The organism is Labrenzia sp. THAF35 (genome assembly GCF_009363595.1).
GTDB classification, from domain to species: Bacteria; Pseudomonadota; Alphaproteobacteria; order Rhizobiales; family Stappiaceae; genus Roseibium; species Roseibium algicola.
Genome location: NZ_CP045380.1, coordinates 767,406 through 792,578 on the forward strand (window position 1 = coordinate 767,406; position 25,173 = coordinate 792,578).

General features: G+C 58.5%; 23 protein-coding genes and 1 other RNA gene. 12 read left to right on the forward strand and 12 right to left on the reverse strand.

Features of this window, described 5'->3' with window-relative positions; all coding sequences use genetic code 11:
- The first annotated feature begins 112 nt into the window (after positions 1–112).
- Entirely contained in the window at positions 113–433 is a 321-nt protein-coding gene (locus FIU93_RS03570; protein ID WP_152504833.1) for a hypothetical protein, read from the forward strand.
- A gap of 13 nt (positions 434–446) precedes the next feature.
- On the opposite strand, the gene FIU93_RS03575 is transcribed toward FIU93_RS03570, so the two are convergent.
- The 3 genes from FIU93_RS03575 to ffs form a co-directional block, all read right to left on the reverse strand.
- Positions 447–845, reverse strand: a complete 399-nt coding sequence (locus FIU93_RS03575) for a hypothetical protein (RefSeq protein WP_152504834.1) — start codon at positions 843–845, stop codon at positions 447–449.
- Complete coding sequence (locus tag FIU93_RS03580) at positions 832–1,092, reverse strand: hypothetical protein (protein ID WP_152504835.1); 261 nt, start codon at positions 1,090–1,092, stop codon at positions 832–834. The genes FIU93_RS03575 and FIU93_RS03580 overlap by 14 nt, the downstream gene beginning before the upstream one ends.
- Positions 1,093–1,226: 134 nt before the next feature.
- An RNA gene (gene ffs / locus FIU93_RS03585) (signal recognition particle sRNA small type) lies at positions 1,227–1,324 on the reverse strand.
- 131 nt (positions 1,325–1,455) lie between these two features.
- Between ffs and FIU93_RS03590 the strand changes: the two genes are divergently transcribed.
- The 8 genes from FIU93_RS03590 to FIU93_RS03625 all read left to right on the forward strand — a co-directional run bounded on the left by FIU93_RS03590 (position 1,456) and on the right by FIU93_RS03625 (position 8,968).
- The gene (locus tag FIU93_RS03590) at positions 1,456–1,875 is read left to right on the forward strand and encodes an HIT family protein (protein ID WP_022999048.1); all 420 of its coding nucleotides are present in this window, start codon (positions 1,456–1,458) and stop codon (positions 1,873–1,875) included.
- Between the two features lie 162 nt (positions 1,876–2,037).
- A complete protein-coding gene (gene nudC, locus FIU93_RS03595; protein WP_062490841.1) occupies positions 2,038–2,988 on the forward strand; it encodes an NAD(+) diphosphatase in 951 nt (316 codons plus the stop codon).
- Positions 2,988–3,566 (forward strand): histidine phosphatase family protein, encoded by a 579-nt coding sequence (locus FIU93_RS03600; protein WP_152504836.1) that lies wholly within the window; start codon positions 2,988–2,990, stop codon positions 3,564–3,566. The genes nudC and FIU93_RS03600 overlap by 1 nt, the downstream gene beginning before the upstream one ends.
- Before the next feature lie 66 nt (positions 3,567–3,632).
- Entirely contained in the window at positions 3,633–4,847 is a 1,215-nt protein-coding gene (locus tag FIU93_RS03605) for a lytic murein transglycosylase (RefSeq protein WP_031268687.1), read from the forward strand.
- Between the two features lie 26 nt (positions 4,848–4,873).
- Entirely contained in the window at positions 4,874–5,899 is a 1,026-nt protein-coding gene (locus FIU93_RS03610; protein WP_152504837.1) for a hypothetical protein, read from the forward strand.
- Positions 5,900–6,176: 277 nt separating this feature from the next.
- Positions 6,177–7,442, forward strand: a complete 1,266-nt coding sequence (locus tag FIU93_RS03615) for a SulP family inorganic anion transporter (protein ID WP_022999052.1) — start codon at positions 6,177–6,179, stop codon at positions 7,440–7,442.
- A 182-nt stretch (positions 7,443–7,624) separates the two neighbouring features.
- Complete coding sequence (locus tag FIU93_RS03620; RefSeq protein WP_152504838.1) at positions 7,625–8,239, forward strand: hypothetical protein; 615 nt, start codon at positions 7,625–7,627, stop codon at positions 8,237–8,239.
- A 186-nt stretch (positions 8,240–8,425) separates the two neighbouring features.
- The gene (locus FIU93_RS03625) at positions 8,426–8,968 is read left to right on the forward strand and encodes a hypothetical protein (RefSeq protein WP_152504839.1); all 543 of its coding nucleotides are present in this window, start codon (positions 8,426–8,428) and stop codon (positions 8,966–8,968) included.
- A gap of 93 nt (positions 8,969–9,061) precedes the next feature.
- Here FIU93_RS03625 and FIU93_RS03630 read toward each other — a convergent pair whose 3' ends face one another.
- The 7 genes from FIU93_RS03630 to FIU93_RS03660 all read right to left on the reverse strand — a co-directional run bounded on the left by FIU93_RS03630 (position 9,062) and on the right by FIU93_RS03660 (position 19,176).
- Positions 9,062–10,693, reverse strand: a complete 1,632-nt coding sequence (locus FIU93_RS03630; protein WP_055659277.1) for an ABC transporter ATP-binding protein — start codon at positions 10,691–10,693, stop codon at positions 9,062–9,064.
- Positions 10,694–10,703: 10 nt separating this feature from the next.
- Positions 10,704–11,972 carry an ABC transporter permease gene (locus FIU93_RS03635; protein WP_209010276.1) on the reverse strand — a complete coding sequence of 423 codons (1,269 nt, stop codon included), beginning with the start codon at positions 11,970–11,972 and terminating at the stop codon, positions 10,704–10,706.
- Between the two features lie 3 nt (positions 11,973–11,975).
- Positions 11,976–13,100 (reverse strand): microcin C ABC transporter permease YejB, encoded by a 1,125-nt coding sequence (locus tag FIU93_RS03640; RefSeq protein ID WP_022999057.1) that lies wholly within the window; start codon positions 13,098–13,100, stop codon positions 11,976–11,978.
- A gap of 63 nt (positions 13,101–13,163) precedes the next feature.
- Positions 13,164–15,059 carry an extracellular solute-binding protein gene (locus FIU93_RS03645; protein WP_152504840.1) on the reverse strand — a complete coding sequence of 632 codons (1,896 nt, stop codon included), beginning with the start codon at positions 15,057–15,059 and terminating at the stop codon, positions 13,164–13,166.
- The gene (locus tag FIU93_RS03650; RefSeq protein ID WP_152504841.1) at positions 15,056–16,936 is read right to left on the reverse strand and encodes an extracellular solute-binding protein; all 1,881 of its coding nucleotides are present in this window, start codon (positions 16,934–16,936) and stop codon (positions 15,056–15,058) included. The genes FIU93_RS03645 and FIU93_RS03650 overlap by 4 nt, the downstream gene beginning before the upstream one ends.
- Before the next feature lie 109 nt (positions 16,937–17,045).
- Complete coding sequence (locus FIU93_RS03655; RefSeq protein ID WP_209010277.1) at positions 17,046–18,467, reverse strand: diguanylate cyclase; 1,422 nt, start codon at positions 18,465–18,467, stop codon at positions 17,046–17,048.
- Positions 18,468–18,624: 157 nt separating this feature from the next.
- Positions 18,625–19,176: a cytochrome c family protein gene (locus tag FIU93_RS03660; RefSeq protein ID WP_022999061.1), complete on the reverse strand. Its 552-nt coding sequence runs from the start codon at positions 19,174–19,176 to the stop codon at positions 18,625–18,627.
- 185 nt (positions 19,177–19,361) lie between these two features.
- Here FIU93_RS03660 and FIU93_RS03665 point away from each other — a divergent pair, with 185 nt between their 5' ends.
- Genes FIU93_RS03665 through FIU93_RS03675 form a run of 3 tightly spaced genes read left to right on the forward strand, consistent with a single transcriptional unit; the run spans position 19,362 to position 22,062 of the window.
- Positions 19,362–20,108: a 3-deoxy-manno-octulosonate cytidylyltransferase gene (locus FIU93_RS03665; protein WP_152504843.1), complete on the forward strand. Its 747-nt coding sequence runs from the start codon at positions 19,362–19,364 to the stop codon at positions 20,106–20,108.
- Between the two features lie 29 nt (positions 20,109–20,137).
- Entirely contained in the window at positions 20,138–21,028 is an 891-nt protein-coding gene (locus FIU93_RS03670) for a prephenate dehydratase (RefSeq protein ID WP_022999063.1), read from the forward strand.
- Positions 21,029–21,060: 32 nt separating this feature from the next.
- Positions 21,061–22,062, forward strand: coding sequence for an adenosine kinase (locus tag FIU93_RS03675; RefSeq protein ID WP_152504844.1), 1,002 nt, complete (start codon positions 21,061–21,063; stop codon positions 22,060–22,062).
- A gap of 49 nt (positions 22,063–22,111) precedes the next feature.
- Here FIU93_RS03675 and FIU93_RS03680 read toward each other — a convergent pair whose 3' ends face one another.
- Both FIU93_RS03680 and FIU93_RS03685 read right to left on the reverse strand, forming a co-directional pair.
- Positions 22,112–23,464, reverse strand: coding sequence for an amidase family protein (locus FIU93_RS03680; protein WP_173017258.1), 1,353 nt, complete (start codon positions 23,462–23,464; stop codon positions 22,112–22,114).
- Positions 23,465–23,618: 154 nt separating this feature from the next.
- A complete protein-coding gene (locus tag FIU93_RS03685) occupies positions 23,619–25,097 on the reverse strand; it encodes an aminotransferase class V-fold PLP-dependent enzyme (RefSeq protein ID WP_152504846.1) in 1,479 nt (492 codons plus the stop codon).
- Positions 25,098–25,173 lie beyond the last annotated feature (76 nt).

Here is a 25,173-nt window from a genome sequence, read left to right on the forward strand (position 1 = left end):
TTGTGCGTCGGACTGCCCCGGGCCGCAATACCTTCAGGGAACCCTTTGCCCAAGCCACGCATTGAGTAACTGCCGGCCGTTATTTTCAGCCGGTTTTCATCAGGGAGACGATATGTCTGGAAAACTCTCGTACGACCTGTTCAGCCTCTGGTTCCAGGCGCCTGTCGTCATCGCCCTGCGCTGCCAGAACTGGACCGCAAACCTTGCGGCGGGCACGGCCTGGACCAATCCGGAGCTTCATCGGATGATAAGTGAAAAGGCTGCAGCTGCGACGGAAAGCGCGCTTGCCATGAACAGGGCGCTGCTACGTGATGGAATGACGTCGTTTCAGCGGTACTGGCTGGGTGGGCAATCAATCGCGGCAAAGGGCACGCGGCCCTATGCGAAGCGTGTCCGCGCAAACGCCAAGCGCCTGAGCAGGAAACCGCGGTAGTTATCCGATTTCCTCAGCCCTGATATCTGTCCGGCAACAAAAACCGTTGCCTTGCGCCTGGCGACCCAAGCCGCGCGTCCGAATACCACGTTGCCATCAACGCCCTTGAGCTGAGATCCGGGTTCTTGGCAAGAAATTCGCCGAAGGTTTCATGCGGCGTCTCGGCCATCCGCTCCGACAGGATGCCCAGGAAGGCCAGGGTGATGGTGGTGTTGTACTTCTCCGGCACGCCTGCTCTGGAGGCGAGGCCACGCAAGGCGTTGCCATATCGGCAAGCCGCTTCCAGAAACTCGTACTTCTGCAGCATCTGGCAGGCAACGCCGATATGGTCCACATGGCTGAAGCCTTTTGCATCCAGCTGGCGAGCTTCGAAGCGATCGGAAAGCTGCGCGTAATCCCTAAGCTCCGGCATTTGTTTCATCCTTCAGTTTGTGGCTGTCGGCCGCGCTCAGATCGAGGTCGTAAACGCTCTTGAGTTGCCGGATCTTGTCCTGCGTCTCCTTCGAAAACGGCGGCTTGTTCTCAAAAGCATGCAGCGCCATGCCCTCGATCAGGTCGCCAAGACTGATGTCCAGATGTTCGGCGAGCCCTTTCAGGACCTTCAGCAACCGTTTTTCCAGGCGCACACCGGTTTGAACGCGCTCAACTGATTTTTCCATCTTGTTATCATGGTACCAATGTACCAGATAAGTCAACTTGTCGATTTGAGATGCGGAGAGCTCGAGCCCGAAAAACAAAAAAGCACCGCGGAGAACCGGCGGTGCTTTTTGGTAAAGCTGATGCTTTGGATAGGGTGGGAGGCTGGCACGGCGACCCGTGCCGAGGCTCGTTAGGGCTGCTTCCTTCCGGACCTGACCCGGTTGGCGAGTGGCTCGTCCACCACCAACCTCCCGAGGGCCTTATATCAGAAGAAGGATGGGGTTTGGCAAGAGGGCAACACGGTTTTTTGTTCGCCGGGAAATCACACTCCCAAACCCGCCACGAAGCGTGTAGCCTTCGGGAAATTCTGCCCGGAGTGTTTCATGTCATCCTTTGCCCTCAATGCCCGTCTCGAAGGCGACAGCTACTTCGTCAGCGATCTGACGCTGTGCACCGTCCGTCTGCTGAAAGATGCCAACTATCCCTGGCTGCTGCTCATTCCGCGCCAGTCGGACCTCGTCGAGATCATCGATCTGGAGGAGGCCGACCAGATGCAGTTGATGCGAGAAATCGCCCTGGCCAGCCGGGTGCTGCGCGAAGTGACCGACTGCGAGAAGCTGAATGTCGGCGCTCTCGGCAATCAGGTGTCCCAACTGCATGTCCATGTGATCGCCCGTTACCGGGACGATCCGGCCTGGCCCGGGCCGGTCTGGGGTGCGGTTCCGGCGCAGGAGTATTCCCACGACAGGGTAGAAACCCTGATCGAGAAGTTGCGGGATACCCTTGCCGGTGACGACGACTGATTGCCGGACCGGTCCAACATCCTGCCTCGTACCTGTTTCAATCTGCATTCAGATGTGATCGGCGGCACCGGCAGGAAGCGGTTTCTCCGAACTGGAAAATGCACTACGTGAAGAACCAGCACCTATTGACCTCCCGCCCCTTTCTCTTCCAAGGACTTTGACATGAACGCCAACCCCGCCGGTTCCCTGGCCATGGAAATGAGTTTCCTCGGCAACACCCTTGACCGGCAATCGACACGGCGTGGCGATACCGCCTATCTGGCAAGTCTTCTGGAAAAGCCCGATACGCGCATCGTGCTTTCAACGGACCGGACATTGGTCTTTGCCGCGGGCGAAAACCTTGCCGCCGGGCATCGTCTGGAGGTCGCGCTTTCGCTCGGAGCCGTGCGGGAGGAGATGATTTTCCTGGGACTGCGCCCGGAAAACGGCGAAGCCCTGTTCGCAACGGCCTTGCCCGCGACAGACGAAGACCTTGCGGATCGCACGGACCTTCAGCTTATCGACTTGCGCACCCTTGCCCTGCAGAACGCATTTGCACCGCAGGACATGGGCGCACTTGCCCAGGCCCGCGCCCTGATCCACTGGCATCGCACGCATCAGTTCTGCTCGCGCTGCGGCGAGAAAAGCCATCTGTCCGAAGCCGGATACCGTCGTGATTGCCCGTCCTGTGGCGGCCAGCATTTTCCGCGCACAGACCCCTGTGTGATCATGCTGATTACCGACGAGAGCGGAGACAAGGCCCTGCTGGGCCGCCCGGCCCGACTTCCGGAGGGCATTTACACCACCCTCGCCGGTTTCATGGAACCGGGAGAAACAATCGAACAGGCCGTGCGGCGCGAAACGCTGGAGGAAAGCGGGATCATTGTTGGCGACGTTCGTCTGATTGCCAACCAGCCCTGGCCGTTTCCGGCGAACCTGATGCTCGGCTGTATCGGCAAGGCAACCTCCTTCGACATCGCCATCGAGGACGACGAGCTTGAAGCCTGCAAGTGGTGCGACCGGGACGAAGTGCGGCAAATGCTGGCCGATACGCATCCCGAGGGCCACAAGATACCACCTTCGATTTCCATCGCCTTTGAACTGATCAAGGGCTGGCTCGACGGAACGCTCTGATGACCTGGTGCGCGTACCTGACCCATCCGGAAGTCCTGATCGATCCGGACGTTCCCGTTCCCGAGTGGGGCCTGTCGGATACGGGCCGGGAGCGTGCGGCGAAAGCCACCGTCCTGCCGTTTGCCAAGGACATCCGACAGGTAATCTCCAGTGCCGAAAAGAAGGCGCTTGATACCGCGCAGGTCTTCTCCGGCCGCCTCCGCGTCTTTCAGCGGTCGCTTCCGTTCCTGCACGAGAACGACCGGAGTGCGACCGGCTTTCTGCCACCAGAAGAGTTCGAGCAGACCGCAGATCTTTTCTTTGCCGATCCCCATCATTCCGTTCGCGGCTGGGAACGTGCGATCGACGCCCAGGACCGGATCGTCAATGGTGTCAAAAGCGCCCTGCGCCACATTCCCGAGGAAGACCCGGTCCTTTTCGTCGGTCATGGCGCCGTCGGCACCTTGCTGATGTGCCATCTGATGGCCGCACCGATTTCCCGCCATCATGACCAGAGACGCGGCGGCAGCTGGTACCGCTTCGAGAAATCCTGGCTGATGAGCCAGGCCGGGCGCAATTTGGCTTGGACAGAGCTTTAAGCACGGTCGGACGAAGACCCGGAACATGTTAGGCTGCCCCGACCTGTCGTGATCCGGGAGCCCGATGTGATCTGCCGTTTGCCGAAGCTTGTTCTTGCGACCCTGAGCTGCCTCGCCGTTACATTCCTGCCCGCCAACGCGGGCCAGTATGATGCCCAATTCCGGCAGTTCCTGTCTTCAGAAGTTGCTCCGGCGGCGCGCCAGCAAGGCATCTCCCAGGCAACTCTCGACCGGGAACTGAAAGGTCTGACACCCGACACCTCCCTGCCGGGGCTGGTCGGGCCGGGCGGCAAGGGCACGCCGCCCAAGATCAACTTTCAGGCCGAGTTCGGTTCCCCAAGCCGCTACTTCCGGGACAGCCAATTCAACGCCCTGGTGCCACGCGGGCGATCGCTGATGCAGAAACACGCGGCCGTGCTGTCGCGGATCGAAGCGAAATACGGTGTGCCCAGCCGGATCATCCTGGCCATCTGGGCAAGGGAATCGGGCTATGGCGGGGCCAAGATCCCCTATGACGCGATCCGCGTACTGGCGACGCAGGCCTTCATGGGCCAGAGGCCGGACTTCTTCAAAGGCGAATTGATCGCCGGATTGAAGATCCTGCAAAATGGCGATGTATCCAGGCAGGGCATGAAAAGTTCCTGGGGAGGCGCCATGGGTCAACCACAGTTCCTGCCGTCTTCCTTCTGGAAGTATGCGGTCGATTTCGACGGTGACGGCAAGCGCAACATCTGGACCTCCGACATCGACACGATGGCCTCCATTGCCCATTATCTCTCGGCACATGGCTGGGTAGCTGACCGCGACTGGGGATATGAAGTCCATCTTCCCGACAACGTCTCATGTACGCGGGAAGGTCCGGACAACCGCCAGAAGATTTCCGACTTCGTGCGTGAAGGCGTCAAGCGCGTCAGCGGCAAGCCTTTTCCGGCCAACGAGGTCAACCGGCCGGGGAACATCCTGCTGCCTGCCGGCCGCTACGGCCCAGCCTTCATTGCCACGGAAAACTTCTACGTCATCAAGGACTACAACGAGAGCGACACCTATGCGCTCTTCGTCGGTCACCTGGCGGACAGGTATGGCAACAACAGCGGTTTTGTCGGCGACTGGAAACCGATGAAGGAAACAACCAGAGGCGCGGTACGGAACCTTCAGCAGAGGCTTGAGGGACTGGGGCATGACGTTGGCGGCGCCGATGGCCTGATCGGCTTCAAGACCCGTCGTTCCATCGGCAAGGACCAGGAGAAGAACGGCTTCTTCGCGACTTGCTGGGTCGGATAATTAAGACCTTTTCGGAAGGCAATACTATGAACACTGTTAGAATAATTGTCGGTGGAATAATCACGCTCGTAATAACAATCGCCGGAACATTTGCTGCAGTTTATGCATCAAAAATACTTTTGGAGAGCGCGCCTGAAGATATAAACTACCGAGTTCTTGAAGAATCCAGTATTAGTGTTGATGATACTTCATTTGCGATCGCAAATATTTCTGTACTCAACACAGGAGGCGAAGTATCAAAGGATGTTGTATTCACCCTCAGATACGGAGACGGCGCAAAAATTGAAAGACACTCTATTTCAGCTCAAGACTACCTAGTTTCTGAAATCTCAACAGAAGTTAATACGAATTCTATAACAGTAACCGCAAAACAGCTTAGACCCGATGACAAATTTTATTTATCTTTGGTTGCCAGCGGCACAACTGTTGAGAACCCAAAAATATCGTTAGTTAGTTCAAACTCCATTGGACATGAGTACTCCTCTGAAACAAACTTTCGGAACATAGAATATGAAAATTTATTTCCCATCATCAGTTCAATATTTGCTATAATATTTGCTTCACTTTCTTTGCTCGCGCTTAGGAAGACTCCTTTCTTCAGAAGGGTTACACCAGCTTCCCCTAATAGAACTAGCACCGCCTTCATATTGACAATGATAGATGAAGTTCAATTAGCTTCAGATTTGCTCAAAGCCGAAATAGCGCAAAGAGGTGCGGAGCCAACGGCCTTGCTAAACTGGGGACTGATAGAGGGCCTACAAGGAAACGAAAGACTCTCGAAAAAACTATTGAACTCTGGTCTTTGGTGGAAGAATAACAATCACTTGAAAGCATTATATTTTTTTAATAAATCGCTTGTCGAACTAAGCAAAAATAATATTTCTGAATCTGCCAATCTATTGAAATCAGCATTCTCATACAAAAAACATGAAATTAGCTGGTACTGCACGATTTCTTCGCAAATAGAGATAGGAGCTGAGAAACATGAACAAATTAAAAAAGTAACTGAGCAAAACGGAGTTGTTTTTGAAAAAACATTGCCAATTGAATAACTATTACTGGATCGAAGTTTTTATCTCCAAGACCCGCCGGTCGATTGACAAGGACCAGAAGAAGAACGGCTTTTTTGGAACGTGCTGGGTCTGCTAGAACACACGCGCCGCACCCTTAAGGGCTGTATTTAAAAACCCCCGTTAACTCAGTCCTTTGCGGGAGACCTACGCCGTGACCAAGCGCCGCGGGATGCCCGTTTCAACAAACAGTTGATTTTGGGCGTGCAGTGCGGAAGACTGTGTCCACATCCTTCCTTACTGCTTCTCCGGTGCCTTCATGCGGCTCCCCAAGATCGTTACCACATTGCAGGATTATTCCCTGCCGCTCTTCCGTGCCGACCTCGTCGCCGGGATCACCGTTGCCATGGTTGCCTTGCCGCTCAGCCTGGCGATCGCCATTGCTTCGGGGGCCGATCCTGCGAAAGGGCTGGTGACGGCGATTGTCGGCGGGTTCTTCATCTCCCTACTTGGCGGCAGCCGGGTGCAGATTGGCGGGCCAACCGGCGCTTTCATCGTGGTGGTTTACGGCGTCATTGCCGATCACGGGTACGACGGGCTGGTGCTGGCAACCTTCATGGCAGGCATACTGCTATTGATCGGCGGGTATTTCCGGATCGGCAGGCTGATCCGCTATGTGCCGGAAGCCGTGGTCAACGGGTTCACCATCGGCATCGCGATCATCATCGCCTCCAGCCAGATCAAGGATTTCTTTGGCCTTCAGATCTCCGAGGTACCGGCGGACTTTCTGGAAAAACTTCCCGTTCTCTGGGAGGCACGTGACACTGCTTCGCTGGCGGCCAGCGGACTTGCCCTGGTCACGCTGGTAATGATCGTCACTCTGCGCCGGATGGCTCCGGCCTTTCCGGGGCTGATCGTTGCCGTCTCACTGGCCTCGCTGGCTGTCGTTCTGGCCACCCTGCCGGTAGAGACCATAGCCTCGCGCTTCGGTGCCCTGCCCAACACGCTGCCACTTCCGGCGCTGCCGAGCGTCACTGTCGAGCGGGTCGTGGAGCTGTTTCCCTCCGCCATCGTGATCGCGTTCCTTGCCGGCGTGGAATCACTTCTGTCCGCGATGGTGGCTGACAGGATGATCGAAGGAAGCCACCGCCCCAACGCCGAGATGCTGGCACAGGGAACCGCCAATATCGCGTCTGCCCTTTTTGGCGGCCTTCCGGCCACCGGTGCCATTGCCCGCACGGCCACAAACGTCCGTGCCGGTGGCAAGACGCCGGTATCCGGGCTGGTGCATGCGCTTGCCATATTGCTGATCATGCTGGTTGCCGCCCCCCTGGCCGGATACCTTGCCTTGCCCGCCATGGCGGCCTTGCTGGTTCTCACAGCCTGGAGCATGAGCGAACCGCACAAGTGGAAGTCCTATCTGAGCGCCCCGATGGCCGACCGCATGTTGCTATTGACCACGCTGATCCTGACGGTCCTGATCGATCTGACCGTCGCCATCGGCGTTGGCGTTTCAATCGGTCTTGCCCTCAGGCTGCGCGAACGCAAGAAACAGCCGGACGACTGGTCGATGCCGGAACGCTGACACGGCCGGTCACCGCCTGCAGGACATTCAAAACACAAAGTTTTCAGCTGGAATTCCCAGTTTCCCCTTTGGTTACGACCAGCCAAAGGCCTGATGCCGTGTGCGCGGCATATATATTCTGCTTTTATTTTTTATCGTTTTACGATAATTAATCGCTGCAACTTAAATTGGAGCCACTCCACATGTCTGTTTTGTCGTCTTGCGGCGCGAACCCTCGGGTGCGCGCGAGAACCCTTCTTATTGCTCTTTTTCTGACGGCCTTTGGCACCGCATCGTCCTTTGCGGACCCACTCGACCGGTTCAATCCCGCCACGACCGACCCGGACTTCTTCCGGCTCGCGGTCCGTCATCCCGACAGAATGAAGGTTCCGGATGGAGCCGCAACGGTTCATGTTGTCCTGTCCGACAAGGAAACCGGGCGCGTTGTCCAGGAAAAGCGGATCGAGCTGCAAAGGACCACAACCGGCGAACAGGCAGCTGAAGTGCGTGCGGAGGCACCGGAAAACGTGGTGACTGTGTATCGGATCCCGGCAAAACAGGTGGCTGAATTGCGAGCACTGCAGGCCAAGTATCTGGCCATGCCCCAGTCTCGTCAGCAATCGATTGGCGGATCCCTGTCGATCGACGTCACCGGCTGCAAGCTCGATGCGGCCGACACTGGCGAAATGCTGATTTCGACTTATCTTAAGACATCGGAACTGGAGACCTTCGTGGCTCTGGCGGAGAATTTCGACCTGCGAAACACGCAGGCTTCAAGCCGCAACGACCTTGAGAGCTCGATCCCGCCCTGTTCATGACCGGGGAAGCGGGCACGGTCTCCCCAGACCTTGCCCGCCCCTGCGATGGACAATCACACTCTCCTGTCTTCGGATCGAAACGCACTTCCCATGTCGCCCCCCTTTTCAAGCCGCTCGCTGCTTGCGGTTATGCTTTGCCTGCCCCTGTTTCTTTTGGCTGCATGCAGTCATGTTCCAGTTGCCACCATGGTCAAACTGGCAAACTTCGACATTCTGAAAACCAACCCGGCAGGCTTGCGGGTTGCCGTCAGATATCCGGCCAGCATCCGTATCCCGGAAGGCGGAGCACGCATGATGCTGACGGTGAAGGACAAGAAGACCGGCAAGCTGGTTATGGAGGAGAAACTTGCTTTCGTCCGCGTATCGTCCAAAGCCGAGCGGGCGGAGCTGAGCGCCGAACTGCAGGAAGGCCGGCGGATTGTGATCTACCGGCTACCGGGCGACAGGATCCCTGCCTTCAAGGCCTTTCAGACGTACCTTCTGACAATGGACAAGGCGGAACGGGACAAGATCGAAGGCAATATGGAAGTCGGCGTCGACGGCTGCCTTGCTTTCGAGCACCGGCCCGCGCGTATCCTCGTCAGCACCTATCTGAAAGCGGATGAGCTGGGCGGCTACATACCACTGCTGCGCGACGTCGATCTTGAAGAACAGATGGCCGAAGGCAAGAACGGCGTCGATGGTGGCCTGCCGCGCTGTACGGACGCCCGCGCCGCTACTGAAGAATAACGGCTCAAGCGAGTGCACTGTCCGTCCGTCGAGACCGGCAGACGGCACACCTTTGGACGAGGCAGCGCATGTGCCCTGCCCGGTCCAACAGGATTACGCGCTCACCACACCTTCCGGTGCGGCTTCCAGGCGGAAGGCGGCAGCCATCAGGGCCTTGGTGTAATCAGTCCGGGGCGCATCGAAGATCTGTTCGGAGGCGCCCTGTTCCACCACCTTGCCCTGCCGCATGACGATAACCTCGTTGGCCAGGGCGCGGACAACCTTCAGGTCGTGGGAAATGAACAGATAGGCAAGACCGTGCGCCTTCTGCAGATCTCGCAACAGATCGACCACCTGGGCCTGGACACTCATGTCGAGGGCTGAAGTCGGCTCGTCCAGCATGACGAACTTCGGCTCAAGAACCATGGCCCGTGCGATGGAGATGCGCTGACGCTGGCCGCCTGAGAATTCATGCGGATAGCGATGCCGGGTGGACGCATCGAGCCCGACTTCCTCTAGGGCCTTGGCGACCTTGCGGTCGCGCTCATCGGCCGAAATACCGGGGAAATGCACCTGCAGGCCCTCACCGACGATTTCAGCCACCGACATGCGCGGACTCAGCGCACCAAAGGGATCCTGAAACACGATCTGCATGTCCCGGCGCAGCGGGCGCATTTCCTTCCAGGAATTCTTCTGGATTTCGGCACCGTTGAAGGCAATCCGCCCGGTGGAGGAAATCATGCGCAGGATCGCAAGCCCGAGTGTTGTCTTGCCCGATCCGCTTTCGCCGACGATCCCGAGCGTCTGGCCCTGCCGCACTTCCACATCGATTCCGTCCACCGCCTTGATGTGGTCGACGGTCTTGCGCAGGAAGCCCCGCTTGACCGGAAACCACACCTTCAGATCGTCTGCCTGAACGACAATCGGCTTGCTCTTGTCCGTCGCCGGTGGTTCGCCCTTGGGCTCCGCAGTGAGAAGGTGCTTGGTGTAGGCGTGCTGCGGCCGGTCGAAGATATCGGCAACCGGTCCCTGCTCGACGATCTTGCCCTTGGTCATCACGCAGACCCGGTCGGCGAACTTGCGCACGATCCCGAGATCGTGGGTAATGAACAGCATTGCCATGCCGTGGCGACGCTGAAGGTCCTTCAGCAACTCCAGTATCTGCGCCTGAACCGTGACGTCGAGCGCCGTGGTCGGTTCGTCGGCGATCAGCAGATCCGGTTCGTTGGCCAGCGACATGGCAATCATCACGCGCTGGCGCTGGCCGCCGGAAAGCTGGTGGGGATAGGAGTTGAGACGTTTTTCAGGATCGCGGATGCCCACCTGGTTGAGCAGTTCCAGCACGCGCTCACGTGCCTTTGTATCGCTCATGCCCCGGTGGATCTTCAGAATTTCCGAAACCTGCTTTTCCACCGAGTGCAGCGGATTGAGCGAGGTCATCGGTTCCTGGAAAATCATCGAGATGCCGTTGCCGCGCACCTTGCGCAGTTCGGCTTCCTCAACCGCCAGAAGATCCTGACCATTCATCAGGATCCTGCCGGAGGGGTGCGAGGCTGCGGGATAAGGCAGAAGCCGCAGGACCGACTGAGCGGTTACGGACTTACCCGAGCCGCTTTCCCCCACCAGTGCGACGGTCTCGCCTTTCTTGATGTCGAAGGTGATCCGGTCGACGGCAAGGTTCTTGCTGCCGCCTTGGGAAAAGGCGACGGACAGGTCTTCTACGGAGAGGAGCGTTTCTTTTGTCATCTTGTGTTCCTCACCCCAGACTCTTGCGCGGGTCGAACGCATCACGCACTGCCTCGCCGATAAAGATCAACAGGCTCAACATCAGTGAAATGACCATGAAGCCGGTGATCCCGAGCCAGGGCGCCTGAAGGTTGTTCTTGCCCTGCGCCAGCAGTTCGCCAAGTGATGCCGACCCTGGCGGCAGGCCGAAGCCAAGGAAATCCAGCGCCGTCAGGGTGGAAATCGAACCGTTGAGAATGAACGGCATGAAGGTAAGCGTCGCCACCATGGCGTTGGGAAGCAGGTGCCGCCACATGATCACCGGATTGGAAACGCCGAGTGCCCGGGCTGCGGATATGTATTCCAAGTTCCGGCCGCGCAGGAATTCCGCGCGCACGACACCCACAAGCGCCACCCAGGAAAATGCCAGCAGAATGGTGAAAAGCGTCCAGAAGCCGGGCACCAGAAACGACGACACGATCAGGATGAGGTAAAGCGTCGGCACCGCTGTCCAGATCTCGATGAAACGCTGGAACAGGAGATCGGTCCAGCCGCCATAATAGCCCTGCACGGCCCCTGCCGCGATGCCGATGACGGAGGATGCCAGCGTCAGCGCCAGGCCGAACAGCACGGAAATCCGGAAGCCGTAGACGAGACGCGCAAGCACATCCCGGCCCTGGTCGTCCGTACCGAGCCAGTTCCAGTTGCCCATGACGCAATTGGGGTCTTCCGCGCCAAGCGGATAGCGCGAGCAACGCTTTTCCTTGTCCATCGTCCAGGAGGGAGGTGCAGGTGCCGGGACCGGAATGTCATTGTTGACCGATCGGTAGGAATAACGCACCGGCGGCCACAGCATCCAGCCGTTGGCGCTGATCTCTTCCTGGATGAACGGATCGCGGTAGTCGGTCACCGCCAGGAAGCCGCCGAACTTTTCTTCCGGGTAATCGACGAAGACCGGCGCCAGCAATTCGCCGTTGTAGGAAACAAGGATCGGCCGGTCGTTGGTCAGGAATTCTGCCAGCATGGCCATGACGAACAGCACCAGGAAGATCCAAAGCGACCAATATCCGCGCCTGTTGGCCTTGAAGTTCACCAGTCGCCGCTGGTTTATCGGCGAGAGGCGTGCCTTGGAACCCTTTGCCGGGACGACAAACGCTTCGCGATCATCCGTTACAGCTGCCTCGAAGTAGGCCGCCCTGGACCGCTCGCGGCTTTCGGCTTCATATCCGCCAGCCTCATGTCCGCCACTGCCGGTCTCGTATTTTGCACTTCCTGCATCACTGTCTGAATCGGTCGCCATCGATCAGACCTCCCTGCTTTCGAAGTCGATCCGCGGATCGATCCAGGTGTAGGTCAGGTCGGAAATGAGGTTCACCAGAAGGCCCATGAGCGAGAAGATGTAGAGGGTTGCGAAAACAACCGCATAGTCGCGGTTGATCACCGATTCAAAACTGAGCAATCCCAGACCATCGAGCGAGAAGATCGTCTCGATGAGGAGCGAGCCGGCAAAGAAGGACGAGATGAAGGCCCCCGGGAAACCGGCCACCACGATCAGCATGGCGTTGCGGAACACATGTCCGTAAAGCACCTGGCTTTCCGTCAGTCCCTTTGCCCTTGCGGTGATCACGTATTGCTTGCGAATTTCATCCAGGAACGAGTTCTTGGTCAGCAAGGTGGTGGTGGCAAAGGCCGACAGAGCCATGGCCGTCAAGGGCAGGGCAAGGTGCCAGAAATAGTCGGCGATCCGGGCAGGCCACGAGAGCTGTTCCCAATTGTCAGACACCAGCCCCCGCAAGGGAAAGATATCCCAGAAGGACCCGCCGGCGAAAAGCACGATCAAGAGAACCGCAAAGAGAAAGCCCGGTATGGCGTAAGCCACGACGATGACACCGGAGGTCCAGACGTCGAACCGCGAACCGTCGGAAACGGCCTTGCGGATCCCGAGCGGTATCGACACCGCATAGGATATCAGCGTCATCCAGAGGCCGAGCGAGATTGAAACCGGCAGTTTTTCGGCAATCAGATCGATGATCTTGATGTCGCGGAAATAGCTTTCGCCGAAATCGAAGCGGGCATAGTCGCCCAGCATCTTCAGGAAGCGTTCCAGCGGCGGCTTGTCGAAACCGAACTGCGCTTCCAGTTCCTTGATGAATTCCGGGTCAAGCCCCTGGGCACCGCGATATTTCGAACTGGCCGAGTCTGCAGTTGCGCCACCACTGCCACCGGAGGCGTCGTTGCCGCCCCCCAGCATGTCGCTGCCACCACCGCTGATGCGTGATGTCGCCGAAACGTCCGTTCCCTGCAACTGGGCAATAACCCGCTCGACCGGACCACCTGGCGCAAACTGGATGATGACGAAGTTGATTGCCATGATCCCGACCAGCGTCGGTATCATCAGCAGCAAGCGGCGGAGGATGTAGGCGCCCATGGAGTGTGTGCAGTCCCTTTTGTCTTGGCCTTCTGGAGCGGGCCCGAGGTTTCGCTGGAAATATTACCCGGCTTTGCCGAGTTTTTCCGCCTTTTCCTTGTCTATCCACCACAGTTCTTCAACCGGGAAGAAGTAGCGCGGAGTTTCTTCGGGAAAGCCGTAGACATCCCACATGGCAACAGTGTGGACGTTCTTGAACCATTGCGGGATCCAGTAATGACCGGCCCGCAACACGCGGTCGAGGGCCCGCGCCGCGTTGGTCATCTCATCGCGCGTTGTCGCCGCGATGGCCTTGTCGATCAGCGCATCGACAACCGGGCTGGATATGCCGGATGTGTTGTAGGTGCCCGGAATTGTCGCCGCCTTGGAGCCCCACATCTCGCGAATGGTGTCCGACAGTGTCGGCGAAAGGCTGAGCCTGCGGCTGGCGATATCAAAGTCGTAGTCGTTGAGCCTGGCCTCATATTGCGCCGGGTCCACGATCCGCAGGCTCGCCTTGATGCCGAGCCGTTCCAGGTTCTTGATCATCGGATTGACGATCCGTTCGTAGGCGGCGGTGTTGTTCAGGAACTCGATCGTCAGCTGATTTCCGTCCGGGCCGATCAGGTCGGTCCCCTTCCGGGTAAACCCGGCTTCGGCCAGAAGTTCGCTCGCCCGTTTCAGCAGCTTGCGGTCATTGCCGGATCCATCGCTGACGGGCTGCATCACCGCTTCGCCGAACACAGCCTCCGGCAACTGGTCCCGGAAGGGCTCCAGCAAAGCAAGTTCCGCGGCCGAGGGCATCCCCTCGGCCTTCATGTCGGAGTTTTCGAAGAAGGACTGGGTTCTCGTATAAAGCCCGTAGAACAGGTTCTGGTTCGACCATTCGAAATCGAAGGCGTATCCAAGAGCCTCGCGCACGCGCGGGTCCTTGAACTTGTCGAGCCGGGTGTTGATGAACCAACCCTGCGCCCCTGACGGCCGGCCATCGGGAAACTCGCGGCGGATGACCTTGCCTTCTTCCACAGCCGGAAAATTGTACTCCGTTGCCCAGTTCTTGGACGTGAATTCCTCGCGGTAGAACGTCCCGCCCTTCTTGAAGGCTTCGAATGCCGTCTGGCGTTCGCGGTAAAACTCCACCCGTATAACCGCGAAATTGCAGTGCCCTACCCTGACCGGGAGATCCTTTGCCCAGTAGTTTTCGACCTGGTGATATTCGACATAGTGACCGACGGCATGTTTTCCGACCTTGTAGGGACCGGAGGACAGGGGCGGTGTCAGGGTCGATTGCTTGAAATCGTAGGCGGTGTAATACCGCTTGGAGAAGATCGGATAATCGGCCGCAACGACGAGCGGCAGGTTGCGCGACTGCGAGCCGTCGAACTGCAGCGCGACCTTGTGGTCGTCCAGAATGACCGCGTCCTTCAATGACGACAACGGCTGGCTGAGCATGGGGTGACCGTCGGCCTTCAGAAGCAGAAGCGAAAAGGCGACGTCCTCTGCAGTCAGTTTGGAGCCGTCGTGAAATCTGGCTTCAGGCCTCAGACTGAACGTGAAGACGTTGCCGTCCTCCGACACCTTTACCGTTTCCGCCAGCAGGCCGTAGACCGCGTCCGGCTCATCGTAAGCGCGCACCATCAAGGTGTCGAAACACAGCTCCATGCGGGGCGGGGCATCGCCTTTCAGGATGAAGGCATTGAAAGTGTTGTAGGTCAGGACATTCTGGTTGAAGTACCAGTAAGGCGCCTGAAACGAGAAGGTCCCGCCTTTCGGAGCCAGCCGGTTGACATAGTCGAACTGGGTGAAGTCCGGTCCGTATTTCAGGTCGCCGAACACGGACAGGCCGTGAACGGGGCCGTCCGGATAGGCGGTTTGTGACGCGAAGGCCGTGGACACCGGCCAGGGCGCTGCCGACGCAAACGCCGCGGCGCTGCTCATTTGCAGGAAACGGCGCCGGGAAGTCGTCAGAGCCCCACTCATCGCGCGGCTCCCGTCTTGGCGGCCAGGGCCTCGTCGTACCACCAGATGGTCGGGAACCCGGTGCTGTATTCCGGCATCTGTTGCGGATGGCCGAAGCGGTTCCAGCGTGCCGTGCGAGTTTCGTCGGAATAGAACTGCGGCACCACATAATGGTTCCACAGCAACACGCGGTCGAGCGCGCGGGTGGCAGCCACCAGCGTTTCCCGGTCTTCGGCAAAGATGACCTTGTCGATCAGCTTGTCGATCGCGGGGTTCTTGATGCCGGCATAGTTGGCCGAACTTTCGTTATCAGCAGATTCAGACCCCCAGTACTCCCGCTGCTCGTTTCCGGGCGACAGGGACTGACCGATCGCCAGGACCACGGTGTCGAAATCACGGCTGCGGACACGATTGACGAACTGCGACGTATCGACCAGACGCAGGATCGGCTTGATGCCGATGGCTTCCAGGTTCTGCGAATACGGCAGAAGAGTGCGTTCGCTGGCCTTGTCACGGTAGAGGAATTCGATGCTGAGCTGTTCGCCGGTTTTCGGATCGACCATCTTGCGGTCTTTCAACTCATAGCCGGCCTTGCGGAGCAACTTGACGGCTTCACGCAGGTTCGCGCGCACGTTCTGCGGATTGCCGCCAACCGGGTTCTTGAATTCTTCCGTGAAGACTTCGGGCGGCACCATGTCCCGCACTTCCTCCAGGATCTCCAACTCCTTGCCCTGCGGCAGACCGCTGGATGCCAGCTCCGTGCCGGCGAAATAGGAATTGACCCTCTTGAGAAGATTGGCGGAAACGATCTCGTTGGTGGTTTCGAAATCGTAGGCATAGTTCAATGCCTGACGGACATCAGGGTTCTGGAATTTTTCACGGCGTTGGTTCAGGAAGAACCCCTGCATGACGCCCCTGGACTTGTCCGGGAAGATTTCCTTCACCACCCGGCCATCCTTGATGGCTGGGAAGTCGTAGCGCTTGGCCCACTGGCTCGAGCTGCGCTCGGTATGGAAGTCGTACTGGTCACCCTTGAAGGCTTCGAACTGCACGGAATCATCGAGGAAGGAGATGTAACGGATCTCCTCGAAATTATCGGTTCCGACGCGGATCGGCAGGTCCTTTCCCCAATAGTCCGGCACGCGCTCGTAGATCACCTGACGGTTGGGCGAGAACTCTTTCATCTTGTAGGCACCGGAACCGAGTGGCGGCTCCAGAGTGGTGCGGGAGATGTCACGCTGTTCTCCCTTGCTGTTCGTGCCTTCCCACCAGTGTCTGGGCAGGACAGTCAGCTGGCCCATGATCTTGGGAAGCTCGCGGTTTCCGCTGACATCAAAGGTGAAACGCACGGTGCCATCGCCGACAATCTCGGACTTCTGGACATTCTGGAAGTAGTACTTGCGCTGCGGGTCCAGCTCGATGGACTTTTCAAACGACCAGATGACATCGTCGGCGGTTACCGGCTCGCCGTCATGCCACCTTGCATCCGGGTTGAGCCTATATTCGACCCAGGAATAGTCGTCGGGAAAGCGGACCGCTTCGGCCAGGACACCGTATTGGGCACTGATGTCCTCTTCGTCCAGAGAGGGCTCCATCAGGCTTTCGTAGATATTCAGGATGCCAGGGGCGATATTGCCCTTCTGCGCCAGAATGTTGAACGTATCGAAACCGCCGCTGGCGGCTAGCCGAACCGTGCCGCCTTTGGGGGCATCGGGATTGACGTAGTCGAAATGCTTGGCATCGGCGCCGTATTTGGGTGTTCCGTTGAGGGCGGCCGCGTGATGCCATTCCGGTTCAGCCGCGACAGCCGGTACGGATCCGATCCCCGACATCACCACCACACTTGCCAGTGCAAGCCCAGCTGCGGCCCGCTTCCCTACATGCCATTTGAACACCATCGGCTTCTCCGTCCCCTTCCGGTTCCTGAACCCAAATCACGGGTTTAGAGAATCAGTGTAGGGACCTGTTGGCCCTGCGTCACCTGCTGGCTGCCGAGATGACAGAAATTTAACCTGTCTGGGGGAGGCCGTTTCCGGGAATATCCTGTGAATTTCTCTTGGACTTTGCCTTTTGCGCGTACATTCTACCGTCAGCAACCCTAAGTAAATCCTCCACCGTAGCGGCATCGCCGGGATAGCTTGCAGAACCAATACTGGCCTTCACGTCGATACGGGCACCCGAATACTCGAAAGCCTCGGTCACACGCTCACCAAGTCGATTGAGAAAGGTGTCCTTCTCCTGGCGCCGCATGTTGCCTGGCGTCAACACGATGAACTCGTCGCCACCGACCCTGGCGACGGTATCCGTCTGCCGGATCTGGTTCTGCAGCCGCTGCCCGACCTCGATCAGAAGCTGATCGCCAACTGCGTGACCATAGTTGTCGTTGACCGGCTTGAAGGCATCCAGATCGACGTAAAAAATCTCGAAGCCCGCGCCACTGCGCTCGCACATGGCGGCAAGCTGGTGCATGCGGTCTTCCAGCAGGCGCCGGTTCGCCAGTCCTGTCAGCGGGTCATGCAGCGCCATGGAGCGAACCTTGTAGACCTCGCTGATCAACAGAAACGCCATGGCGCCAAAGACGAGCGAGATCAGGCTGCCGACTAGTTGCGTGATCCAGACCTGGTTGCCCGTGCTCGACCAGCCGGCCTCCGGAAGGCCGACAAGCTCCCAGTTCAGACCGCCGGGAAGATGCAGAGGCAGGGACACATGGTCCTTTTCAAGGAGAGACTGGCTGCCGAAAATCATGTTGTTGGAGGCAACCGCGCTCCGGTTCACAAGGCCGATGCGGATGCCGTTGATGACATCCGTGATGCCGGCAGTCTTCATCATGCCCTCTTCGTCCAGCACCAGGGTGGCGACACCCCAGTAACTGCGCTCCTTCAGCGCTTGCCCAAGGAAGCTGGCTGGAAAGATGGGAATTCGGATCAGGAGGGCCCTGCCCCCCTGCACAAGTTCCAGTGGGCCTGCAATAACGACTTCACGCGTCACCATCGCCTGCTGGATTGCGGGCCACTGCGCCGTGTTCATGCGGTAGTTCAGACCGAGCGCCGCCTGGTTTGGCTCCAGCGGAAACACCGCGCGAAGAATGTTGTTGGGTGCCAGGCCGATAGAGCGGATGGACGGATTTTCCTCGATCAGTTCGACCGCGATTTCTCGGTAGTCTTCCATATCGAATGGCTGTTCGACGAACTGGGACACATAGGCCCGGATCCCGAGACCGTGGGCCACTGTCCGGTTGATTTCGCCTTCAAGGCGCGCCCGCGCTTCGGAGAGCGAGGCGACGGCCTGACGTTTGTGCTGGGAAACAAGTTCGTTGCGGACCAGTTGACCGACGTGCGCAGTGACGGCGATACCAGCGAGAAAACAGACGGCAGCAACGATGGAAGCGATCCACGTTCCATTCGACTTAGAAAATACATTCCTCGTCAAGTTGATGCCCATAGGGTCCTTGCCCGACCTTAGCCCACTTTCAACAGAACTACGTAACGTAAGATTTGTTAATTTTTCTTATAAATCAAATAAAAAAGCCGGGTAGCTAACCCGGCTTCTCTACAATTCAAGTCACGTCTGCGATGTCGACGAGATTTTACTCGGTCGGCAGCGGTGCAGGCGAATCGGCCTGTTCACGAAGGTAGGCAATCAGGTCTGCCCGGTCTTCCGGTTTACGCAGACCGGCAAAACCCATCGTGGTGCCGGAGATGAAGTTCTTCGGGGACTCCAGGAAGTGATCCAGCTCTTCGTAGGTCCACTCCGGATTTTCTTCACCGAATGCGGTCATTGCGGAAGAATAGCCGAAACCTTCGTGGGAACCCGGCTTGCGGCCGACGACATCCCAAAGACCCGGGCCAACCTTGTTGGCACCGCCCTGCGTGAAGTCGTGGCAGGCGGCGCATTTCTTGGCCACCTTCGCGCCGTCTTCAGCAGATGCTTCGACCAGACGCTCGGAGATCGGCACCACTTCCGGAACCGCGCCGACTTCCGAGGTGCTATCCTCTGCAGACGCCACGACGATTTCATAACCCGGTTTACCCGGGATCGTCGGATGGAAGATGATGTCGGAGACAATGCCGACACCCATAGTCAGAATCAGAACCATCAGTACCGCACCAGCGGCCTTGTTCAGCGTGAAGGAATCCATTCTCTCCGGCTCCAAGCTCATACGCGTCCGGGCCCGCAGCGTCGCTGCGACCCCTATCAGCTTTTCGAATTTTGCCGGAACCTACAAATTTTTTGACCTTGCTGTCCATAGCTTTAAAAGGGCATCTGATACGACAAACGGACGCGGCACGTGTTTTTTTGCATTTCTTCCGCCCGTCCGGCTCCATGGAGACCCGATTGACCGCTGCTCTTGTGATAATCCCGGCCCGCCTCGCTGCCACCCGACTGCCGCGCAAACCGCTTGCCGACATCTGCGGAAAACCCATGATCGTGCGTGTTCTGGAACAGGCTCGCAACGCGGATATCGGTCCGGTGGCCGTTGCCTGTGACGACAAGGACATTTTCGAAGCGGTGCAGGATCACAGCGGCAAGGCGGTCATGACGCGTGCCGACCACGCCTCCGGATCCGATCGCATTCACGAGGCAGCGGGACTGATCGATCCGGACGGAAAGCACGATGTCATCCTGAACGTGCAGGGCGATGTACCGCTGATCGCACCGGAAGCCATCCGGGCGGCCTTTGCACCGCTCGCCATTGCCGATGTCGACCTGGGCACCATCATGACCGAGTTCACCAATACCGCCTTCCGGGACGATCCGAATTTCGTCAAGGCAGTCACCACGCCCAACGGCCACGGCCATCATCGCGCGCTTTACTTTACCAGGGCCGTCGCCCCGCACGGTGACGGCCCGTACTACCACCACATCGGCATCTATGCCTACCGCAGGGCAGCCCTGGCGAAATTCGTCCAGCTGCCGCCTTCGCCGCTGGAACAGCGTGAAAAGCTGGAGCAGTTGCGGGCCCTGGAAGCGGGCATGCGGATTGATGCCTCCGTCATCGACAGCGCGCCGATGGACGTGAACACGCCCGAAGATCTGGAACGAGCCCGGGCGGCCTATCAGACAAACTGACGAAAGACTGCCGAAAGGCGGAAAGACATATGACCGACAGAAAAAGAATCGTGTTCCAGGGAGAAACCGGTGCCAACTCGCACATGGCCTGCCGGAGCGTTTATCCCGATTACGAAGCCATCCCCTGCGCCACCTTCGAGGACTGCTTTTCGGCCATGGCCGACGGGTCGGCAGACCTTGCCATGATCCCGATCGAGAACTCCGTTGCCGGCCGCGTCGCGGACATTCATCATCTGCTGCCCAAATCGGACCTGCACATCATCGGCGAATATTTCATGCCGATCCGGTTTCAGCTCATGGCGGTCAAGGGCGCAAAGATCGAAGACCTGAAAAAGGTGCAAAGCCATGTGCATGCCCTTGGCCAGTGCCGGAACGTGATCCGTGAACTCGGCCTGACGGCCGTCGTCGGCGGCGATACTGCGGGCTCCGCCCGGCAGATCGCCGAGCTGGGTGATCCGAGCGTCGGCGCCCTTGCGCCGGAAATGGCCGCCGAAATCTACGGTCTGGACATTCTGCGCCGGGATGTGGAGGATGAGGCGCACAACACGACCCGCTTCGTCATTCTCTCGCGCGACAAGATGGAGGCCGCGCACAACGGCCAGCCGGTCATCACGACCTTCATCTTCCGGGTTCGCAACGTCCCGGCAGCGCTCTACAAGGCCCTGGGAGGATTTGCCACCAACGGGGTCAACATGACCAAGCTGGAATCCTATCAGCTTGAAGGGCAGTTTTTCGCGTCGATGTTCTATGCGGACGTCGAAGGCCATCCGGAAGATCCGAAGGTGGCCCTGGCGCTCGAGGAGCTGGCCTTCTTCTGTGCCGAGCTGAACATGCTCGGCGTCTACCGGGCAAGCCCGTTCAGGGACAAGATCAGGGAGCCGGAATCCAACCGTGCTCTCCGGCCCAATCCCTACTCGTAACGGCGGCTACCCGACACCACCAGAGGAACTCTATGACTGAAACAAGATTTGATGCCCTGTGCATCGGCAATGCCATTTGCGACGTCTTCGCCCATGTCGAAGAGGATTTCCTGCTTCAGGAAAACCTCGTCAAAGGCTCCATGCGCCTGATCGACACCGACGAGGCAGTACGCCTGTTCGACAAAATGGGACAGACCGTCCGCATTTCCGGCGGCAGCGCCGGCAACACGGCGGCTGGCATTGCCTCGCTCGGCGGACGCCCTGCCTATTTCGGCAAGGTTGCCGAGGACGAACTGGGCGATAGCTATTATCACGACATGAACGGCACCGGCGTCTATTTCAACACGCCCCGCCTCAAGGAAGGCAAGCCGACCGCCCGGTCGATGATCCTGATCACGCCGGACGGCGAACGCACGATGAACACCTATCTGGGTGCATGCACCGAATTCGGCATCGCCGATGTTGACGAGGAAGTCGTTGCCGCCGCAGCCGTCACCTACATGGAAGGCTATCTGTGGGACCCGGCAGACGCCAAGAAGGCGTTCCTGAAAGCTGCGGAAATCGCGCATGCAAACGGGCGTCAAGTGGCGATCACCCTGTCCGACTCGTTCTGTGTCGACCGCTACCGCAGCGAATTTCAAGCCCTTCTGACCGATGGTGTCGTCGACCTGATGTTCGCCAACGAGCACGAGCTGAAGGCCCTTTACGAAACATCGGATCTGGAGAGTGCGGTAAATGCGGCCCGGGACTCCGGTGCCCTGACCGCCCTGACCCTCGGCGAGAACGGTGCGATGGCAATCAGCCGCGAGGAAACCGTCAAGGTTCCTGCGCAGACTGTCGACAACGTGGTTGACCTGACCGGTGCCGGCGACCTGTTCGCCTCCGGTTTCCTGTTCGGCCTTGCCCGCGACTACAAGCTCGCGGAAGCCACCGAACTTGGCTGCCTGTGCGCCGCGAGCGTCATCAGCCACGTCGGCGCCCGGCCGGAACGGGCCTTGAAAAACATCGCCGGCCAGAGCGGCTTCGAGATCTGAACCTTTTCAGGGGCGGCCTTCGGGCCGCCCTTTTCGGAACCGGCAACTACTACCGACGCATGCCGTTTTCCTTCGATTGCATTGCTTCAATCGCCGCCGCGATTGCCAGCACCTTTCGATCTGCCCCCGGTAGCCCATCGATTTCCAGGCCTGCGGGTACTCCGCGAACACTTCGTGCCATTGGCAAACTCACGCCAGGGACACCAAAGAATGTCGCCGGCACCGTGTTGCGCATGGTCTTCCAGACAGACACTTCCTTGCCGTCAACGACGACACGCCCTTCTTCACCCAGTGCCGTTGCCGCAATCGGTGTCGTTGGAAAAATGATCGCGTCAAGTTTGTACTGCTCCAAATGCGCGCAGTATTGCTTGCGACACCGGGGGAGCGACACGGAAATCACATGCTTGTATCGTGCTGCCAGGTCCTTGGCGTCCGCACCACGCAAAGCCTCGTCGAATTCCTCACGAACGTATTGCCCGGCTATGCCGGCAACGAGCGACCGAACATCGACGGCAGCGCCAGAAACCGACAAGTACTCTTCCAGCGATCTTTCCAGCTCCCACGCACGGATTGGCTCTGACATTTCGCCAAGCCAGCTTGAAACCTCCGGCATCTCTGCCTCAACGACCGTGACACCCCAAGAGACAAGCTGGTCAACGGTTTCCTCAAACGCCTGGGCGACGCCGCTTTCCAGGCCGGACAGGAAATACTTTCCGGGAAGGCCAAGCCGCAGGCTTCGAAGGTCGATGGCAGGCCGCTCACTCTGCTCACACAAAACGGCATCCAGAAGCAGCAGATCTTCTGCAGATCGCGCAAATGAACCAGGCACATCGCGCGTTGGAAACAAGGGCATGACACCGTCAGTCTTGTAGCGGCCACTTGTGGGGCGAAAGCCGAAAACCCCGCAAAATGATGCCGGAATTCGCACCGAACCTGCCGTGTCCGTGCCAAGAGCAGCCGGAACCAGACCCGCGGCTACGGCAGCGGCAGAACCACTGCTGCTTCCCCCCGCTGAACGAGAAGGATCGTGTGGGTTTCGAACGGGGCCAGTGTGATCGTTGTTGCTGGTGATGCCGAAGGCGAGCTCGTACATGTTGGTCTTGCCGAAGACCAGTGCCCCGGCTTTTTCCAGTTTCGTGACCACCGATGCGGTCCTGTTGACCACGTGATCTTTCAGGCTTGGCGTTGCAGCAGTCGTCGCCATACCGGCAATGTCGATGCAGTCCTTGATGGCGACGGGAATGCCATGCAACGGCCCCAAAAACCCACCATTCGCCTGGTGCTCATCGGCCTTGCGCGCTGCGCTGCGGATATTTTCCGGGGCAAACTGGGTGAAGGCATTCAGGTCAACGAACCGTTCCGATCTTTCAATCAACGCCTCGACATAGTCTCGGCAAGACATTCTGCGGCCTCGAAACATCTCCACTGCTTCAACAACTGTCAGCCGCCAAAAATCCATGTCGGTTTCACCCCAAGCATCGGAACCTTCGTATCATCGCTGGTTTGCAGCCCTTGTCACTTGCTGTTCTCAAAAATAATGAAGTTGGCCTACCCGGTTAGGCGGCAACTTCAATCGCGTCTGTAACGCGCAAAATTTCCCTGACAAGCAACTCGAGGTCTTCGCTTCGTGTACGGTGGTTGCAAATGGCGACGCGAAGGCTATGGCGACCCCTGACAGTGGTATCCGAGAGCGCTGCAATGCCTTCCTCCTGAAGGCGAAGCATGATTTCCGTATTCAGAGCTTTCAGCGAAGCTTCGTCCATTCCGCCCGGGTCGTACCGAAAATTCACGATATTGATCACGGTCGGGGCCATGAGCTGCAGCCGCGGTTCGTTTTCGATCCTTGCCGAGAGCTCTTTTGCCTGAGAGATGTTCTGATCGATCAGGCGTCCGAATTTTTCGACGCCGTTTTCCTTCAACGCCATCCAGATCTTCAGTGCTGCAAATCCCGCGGATGTGCCCATGTTGAAATCGTGCAGAAACGGCGCTCCGGCGATCCCGCGAGGTTTCTCCTCCAGGTATTCCGGCGACAGGGTAAAGGCCTTTCGGTGAGCCTGGGCATCGCGCACCAGCGCGCACCCTGCAGTGAACGGAACATGCAGCCATTTGTGCGGATCGAGCGCCAATGAATCCGCGGTCTCCAGTCCGGCAACAAGCCCGCGATTTTCCGGAGCAATCGCGATCAGCGCCCCGATGCAGCCGTCGACATGAAACCAGAGCCCCTCGCGTTTGCACAAGGCACCGATTGCGTTCAGGTCATCAATGGCACCCGTGTTTACGGTGCCTGCAGTCGCGATCACGCAAGCAGGCTTCTTCCCGCTGGAACGATCGCGCGCTATCGCTTTTTCCAGTGCTGAAAGATCAATGTTTCCATCAGGTCCGGTTGCGACACGAACCAGCGCCTTGTTGCCAAGCCCCAAGGCTTCAAGCGACTTCTGGTGGCAAGAGTGGACCTGATCGGATGCGTAGAAACGCAACTGCGAGGGGATTGCCGCCACCCCTTCGCTTCGAACATCCACGCCCGCCATCTGGTTGCGGGCAATGGTCAGGCCGATCATGTTCGCCATGGATCCACCGCTGACGATCGTGCCACTTGCACCCTCGGGAAACCCGACCATCTGCTTGAGCCAACCGACGACCTGTCTGTCGACGAGGGCAGCCGCCGTGTCGCCGCCACCAAGATTAGATCCGTCGATAGCAGCCAGGAAGTCCGCGAGTGCACCTGTAAAGCTGCCCGATCCCATGAACCACATCCAGAAGCGCGGATGCAGGTTCCCCATCGAGAAGGGAAGCAGGTCTTCCTTGAGTTCTTCCAGGACGTTGTCGAGCGACGTGGGTGCTTGGGGCACACCTCCGGTAAATCTGGCGCGCACCTCGGGCGGCATCTGGCGCCAGAGTGGTCTGGAGCGAACGTTGCGGATATGCGCGAGCGAATACGCAAGCACGTTTTGCGCCGTGGCTTCCATCCGGTCCCAATCATCGGGATCAAGCGTTTCCTCGGCCTTGCGGGATACGGCTCCAGCCTCGTTTATCATTACTTCTCTCCCTCGATTGGAACGAACGCACGGAATGCGAATTGCGACCGCGATGATCATCGGCCCAGCTGATGCC

What these genes read in the sequence shown, in the direction of transcription:
- FIU93_RS03580 (WP_152504835.1), bottom strand. Translation starts at nt 1,092, where the DNA reads ATGGAAAAATCAGTTGAGCGCGTTCAAACCGGTGTGCGCCTGGAAAAA.
- FIU93_RS03615 (WP_022999052.1), top strand. Translation starts at nt 6,177, where the DNA reads ATGCGGCTCCCCAAGATCGTTACCACATTGCAGGATTATTCCCTGCCG.
- FIU93_RS03640 (WP_022999057.1), bottom strand. Translation starts at nt 13,100, where the DNA reads ATGGGCGCCTACATCCTCCGCCGCTTGCTGCTGATGATACCGACGCTG.
- FIU93_RS03600 (WP_152504836.1), top strand. Translation starts at nt 2,988, where the DNA reads ATGACCTGGTGCGCGTACCTGACCCATCCGGAAGTCCTGATCGATCCG.
- FIU93_RS03625 (WP_152504839.1), top strand. Translation starts at nt 8,426, where the DNA reads ATGGTCAAACTGGCAAACTTCGACATTCTGAAAACCAACCCGGCAGGC.
- FIU93_RS03570 (WP_152504833.1), top strand. Translation starts at nt 113, where the DNA reads ATGTCTGGAAAACTCTCGTACGACCTGTTCAGCCTCTGGTTCCAGGCG.
- FIU93_RS03575 (WP_152504834.1), bottom strand. Translation starts at nt 845, where the DNA reads ATGCCGGAGCTTAGGGATTACGCGCAGCTTTCCGATCGCTTCGAAGCT.
- FIU93_RS03635 (WP_209010276.1), bottom strand. Translation starts at nt 11,972, where the DNA reads ATGGCGACCGATTCAGACAGTGATGCAGGAAGTGCAAAATACGAGACC.
- FIU93_RS03610 (WP_152504837.1), top strand. Translation starts at nt 4,874, where the DNA reads ATGAACACTGTTAGAATAATTGTCGGTGGAATAATCACGCTCGTAATA.
- FIU93_RS03650 (WP_152504841.1), bottom strand. Translation starts at nt 16,936, where the DNA reads ATGGTGTTCAAATGGCATGTAGGGAAGCGGGCCGCAGCTGGGCTTGCA.
- FIU93_RS03680 (WP_173017258.1), bottom strand. Translation starts at nt 23,464, where the DNA reads ATGTCTTGCCGAGACTATGTCGAGGCGTTGATTGAAAGATCGGAACGG.
- FIU93_RS03620 (WP_152504838.1), top strand. Translation starts at nt 7,625, where the DNA reads ATGTCTGTTTTGTCGTCTTGCGGCGCGAACCCTCGGGTGCGCGCGAGA.
- FIU93_RS03645 (WP_152504840.1), bottom strand. Translation starts at nt 15,059, where the DNA reads ATGAGTGGGGCTCTGACGACTTCCCGGCGCCGTTTCCTGCAAATGAGC.
- FIU93_RS03670 (WP_022999063.1), top strand. Translation starts at nt 20,138, where the DNA reads ATGACCGACAGAAAAAGAATCGTGTTCCAGGGAGAAACCGGTGCCAAC.
- FIU93_RS03665 (WP_152504843.1), top strand. Translation starts at nt 19,362, where the DNA reads ATGGAGACCCGATTGACCGCTGCTCTTGTGATAATCCCGGCCCGCCTC.
- FIU93_RS03590 (WP_022999048.1), top strand. Translation starts at nt 1,456, where the DNA reads ATGTCATCCTTTGCCCTCAATGCCCGTCTCGAAGGCGACAGCTACTTC.
- FIU93_RS03660 (WP_022999061.1), bottom strand. Translation starts at nt 19,176, where the DNA reads ATGGATTCCTTCACGCTGAACAAGGCCGCTGGTGCGGTACTGATGGTT.
- FIU93_RS03675 (WP_152504844.1), top strand. Translation starts at nt 21,061, where the DNA reads ATGACTGAAACAAGATTTGATGCCCTGTGCATCGGCAATGCCATTTGC.
- FIU93_RS03685 (WP_152504846.1), bottom strand. Translation starts at nt 25,097, where the DNA reads ATGATAAACGAGGCTGGAGCCGTATCCCGCAAGGCCGAGGAAACGCTT.
- FIU93_RS03630 (WP_055659277.1), bottom strand. Translation starts at nt 10,693, where the DNA reads ATGACAAAAGAAACGCTCCTCTCCGTAGAAGACCTGTCCGTCGCCTTT.
- nudC (WP_062490841.1), top strand. Translation starts at nt 2,038, where the DNA reads ATGAACGCCAACCCCGCCGGTTCCCTGGCCATGGAAATGAGTTTCCTC.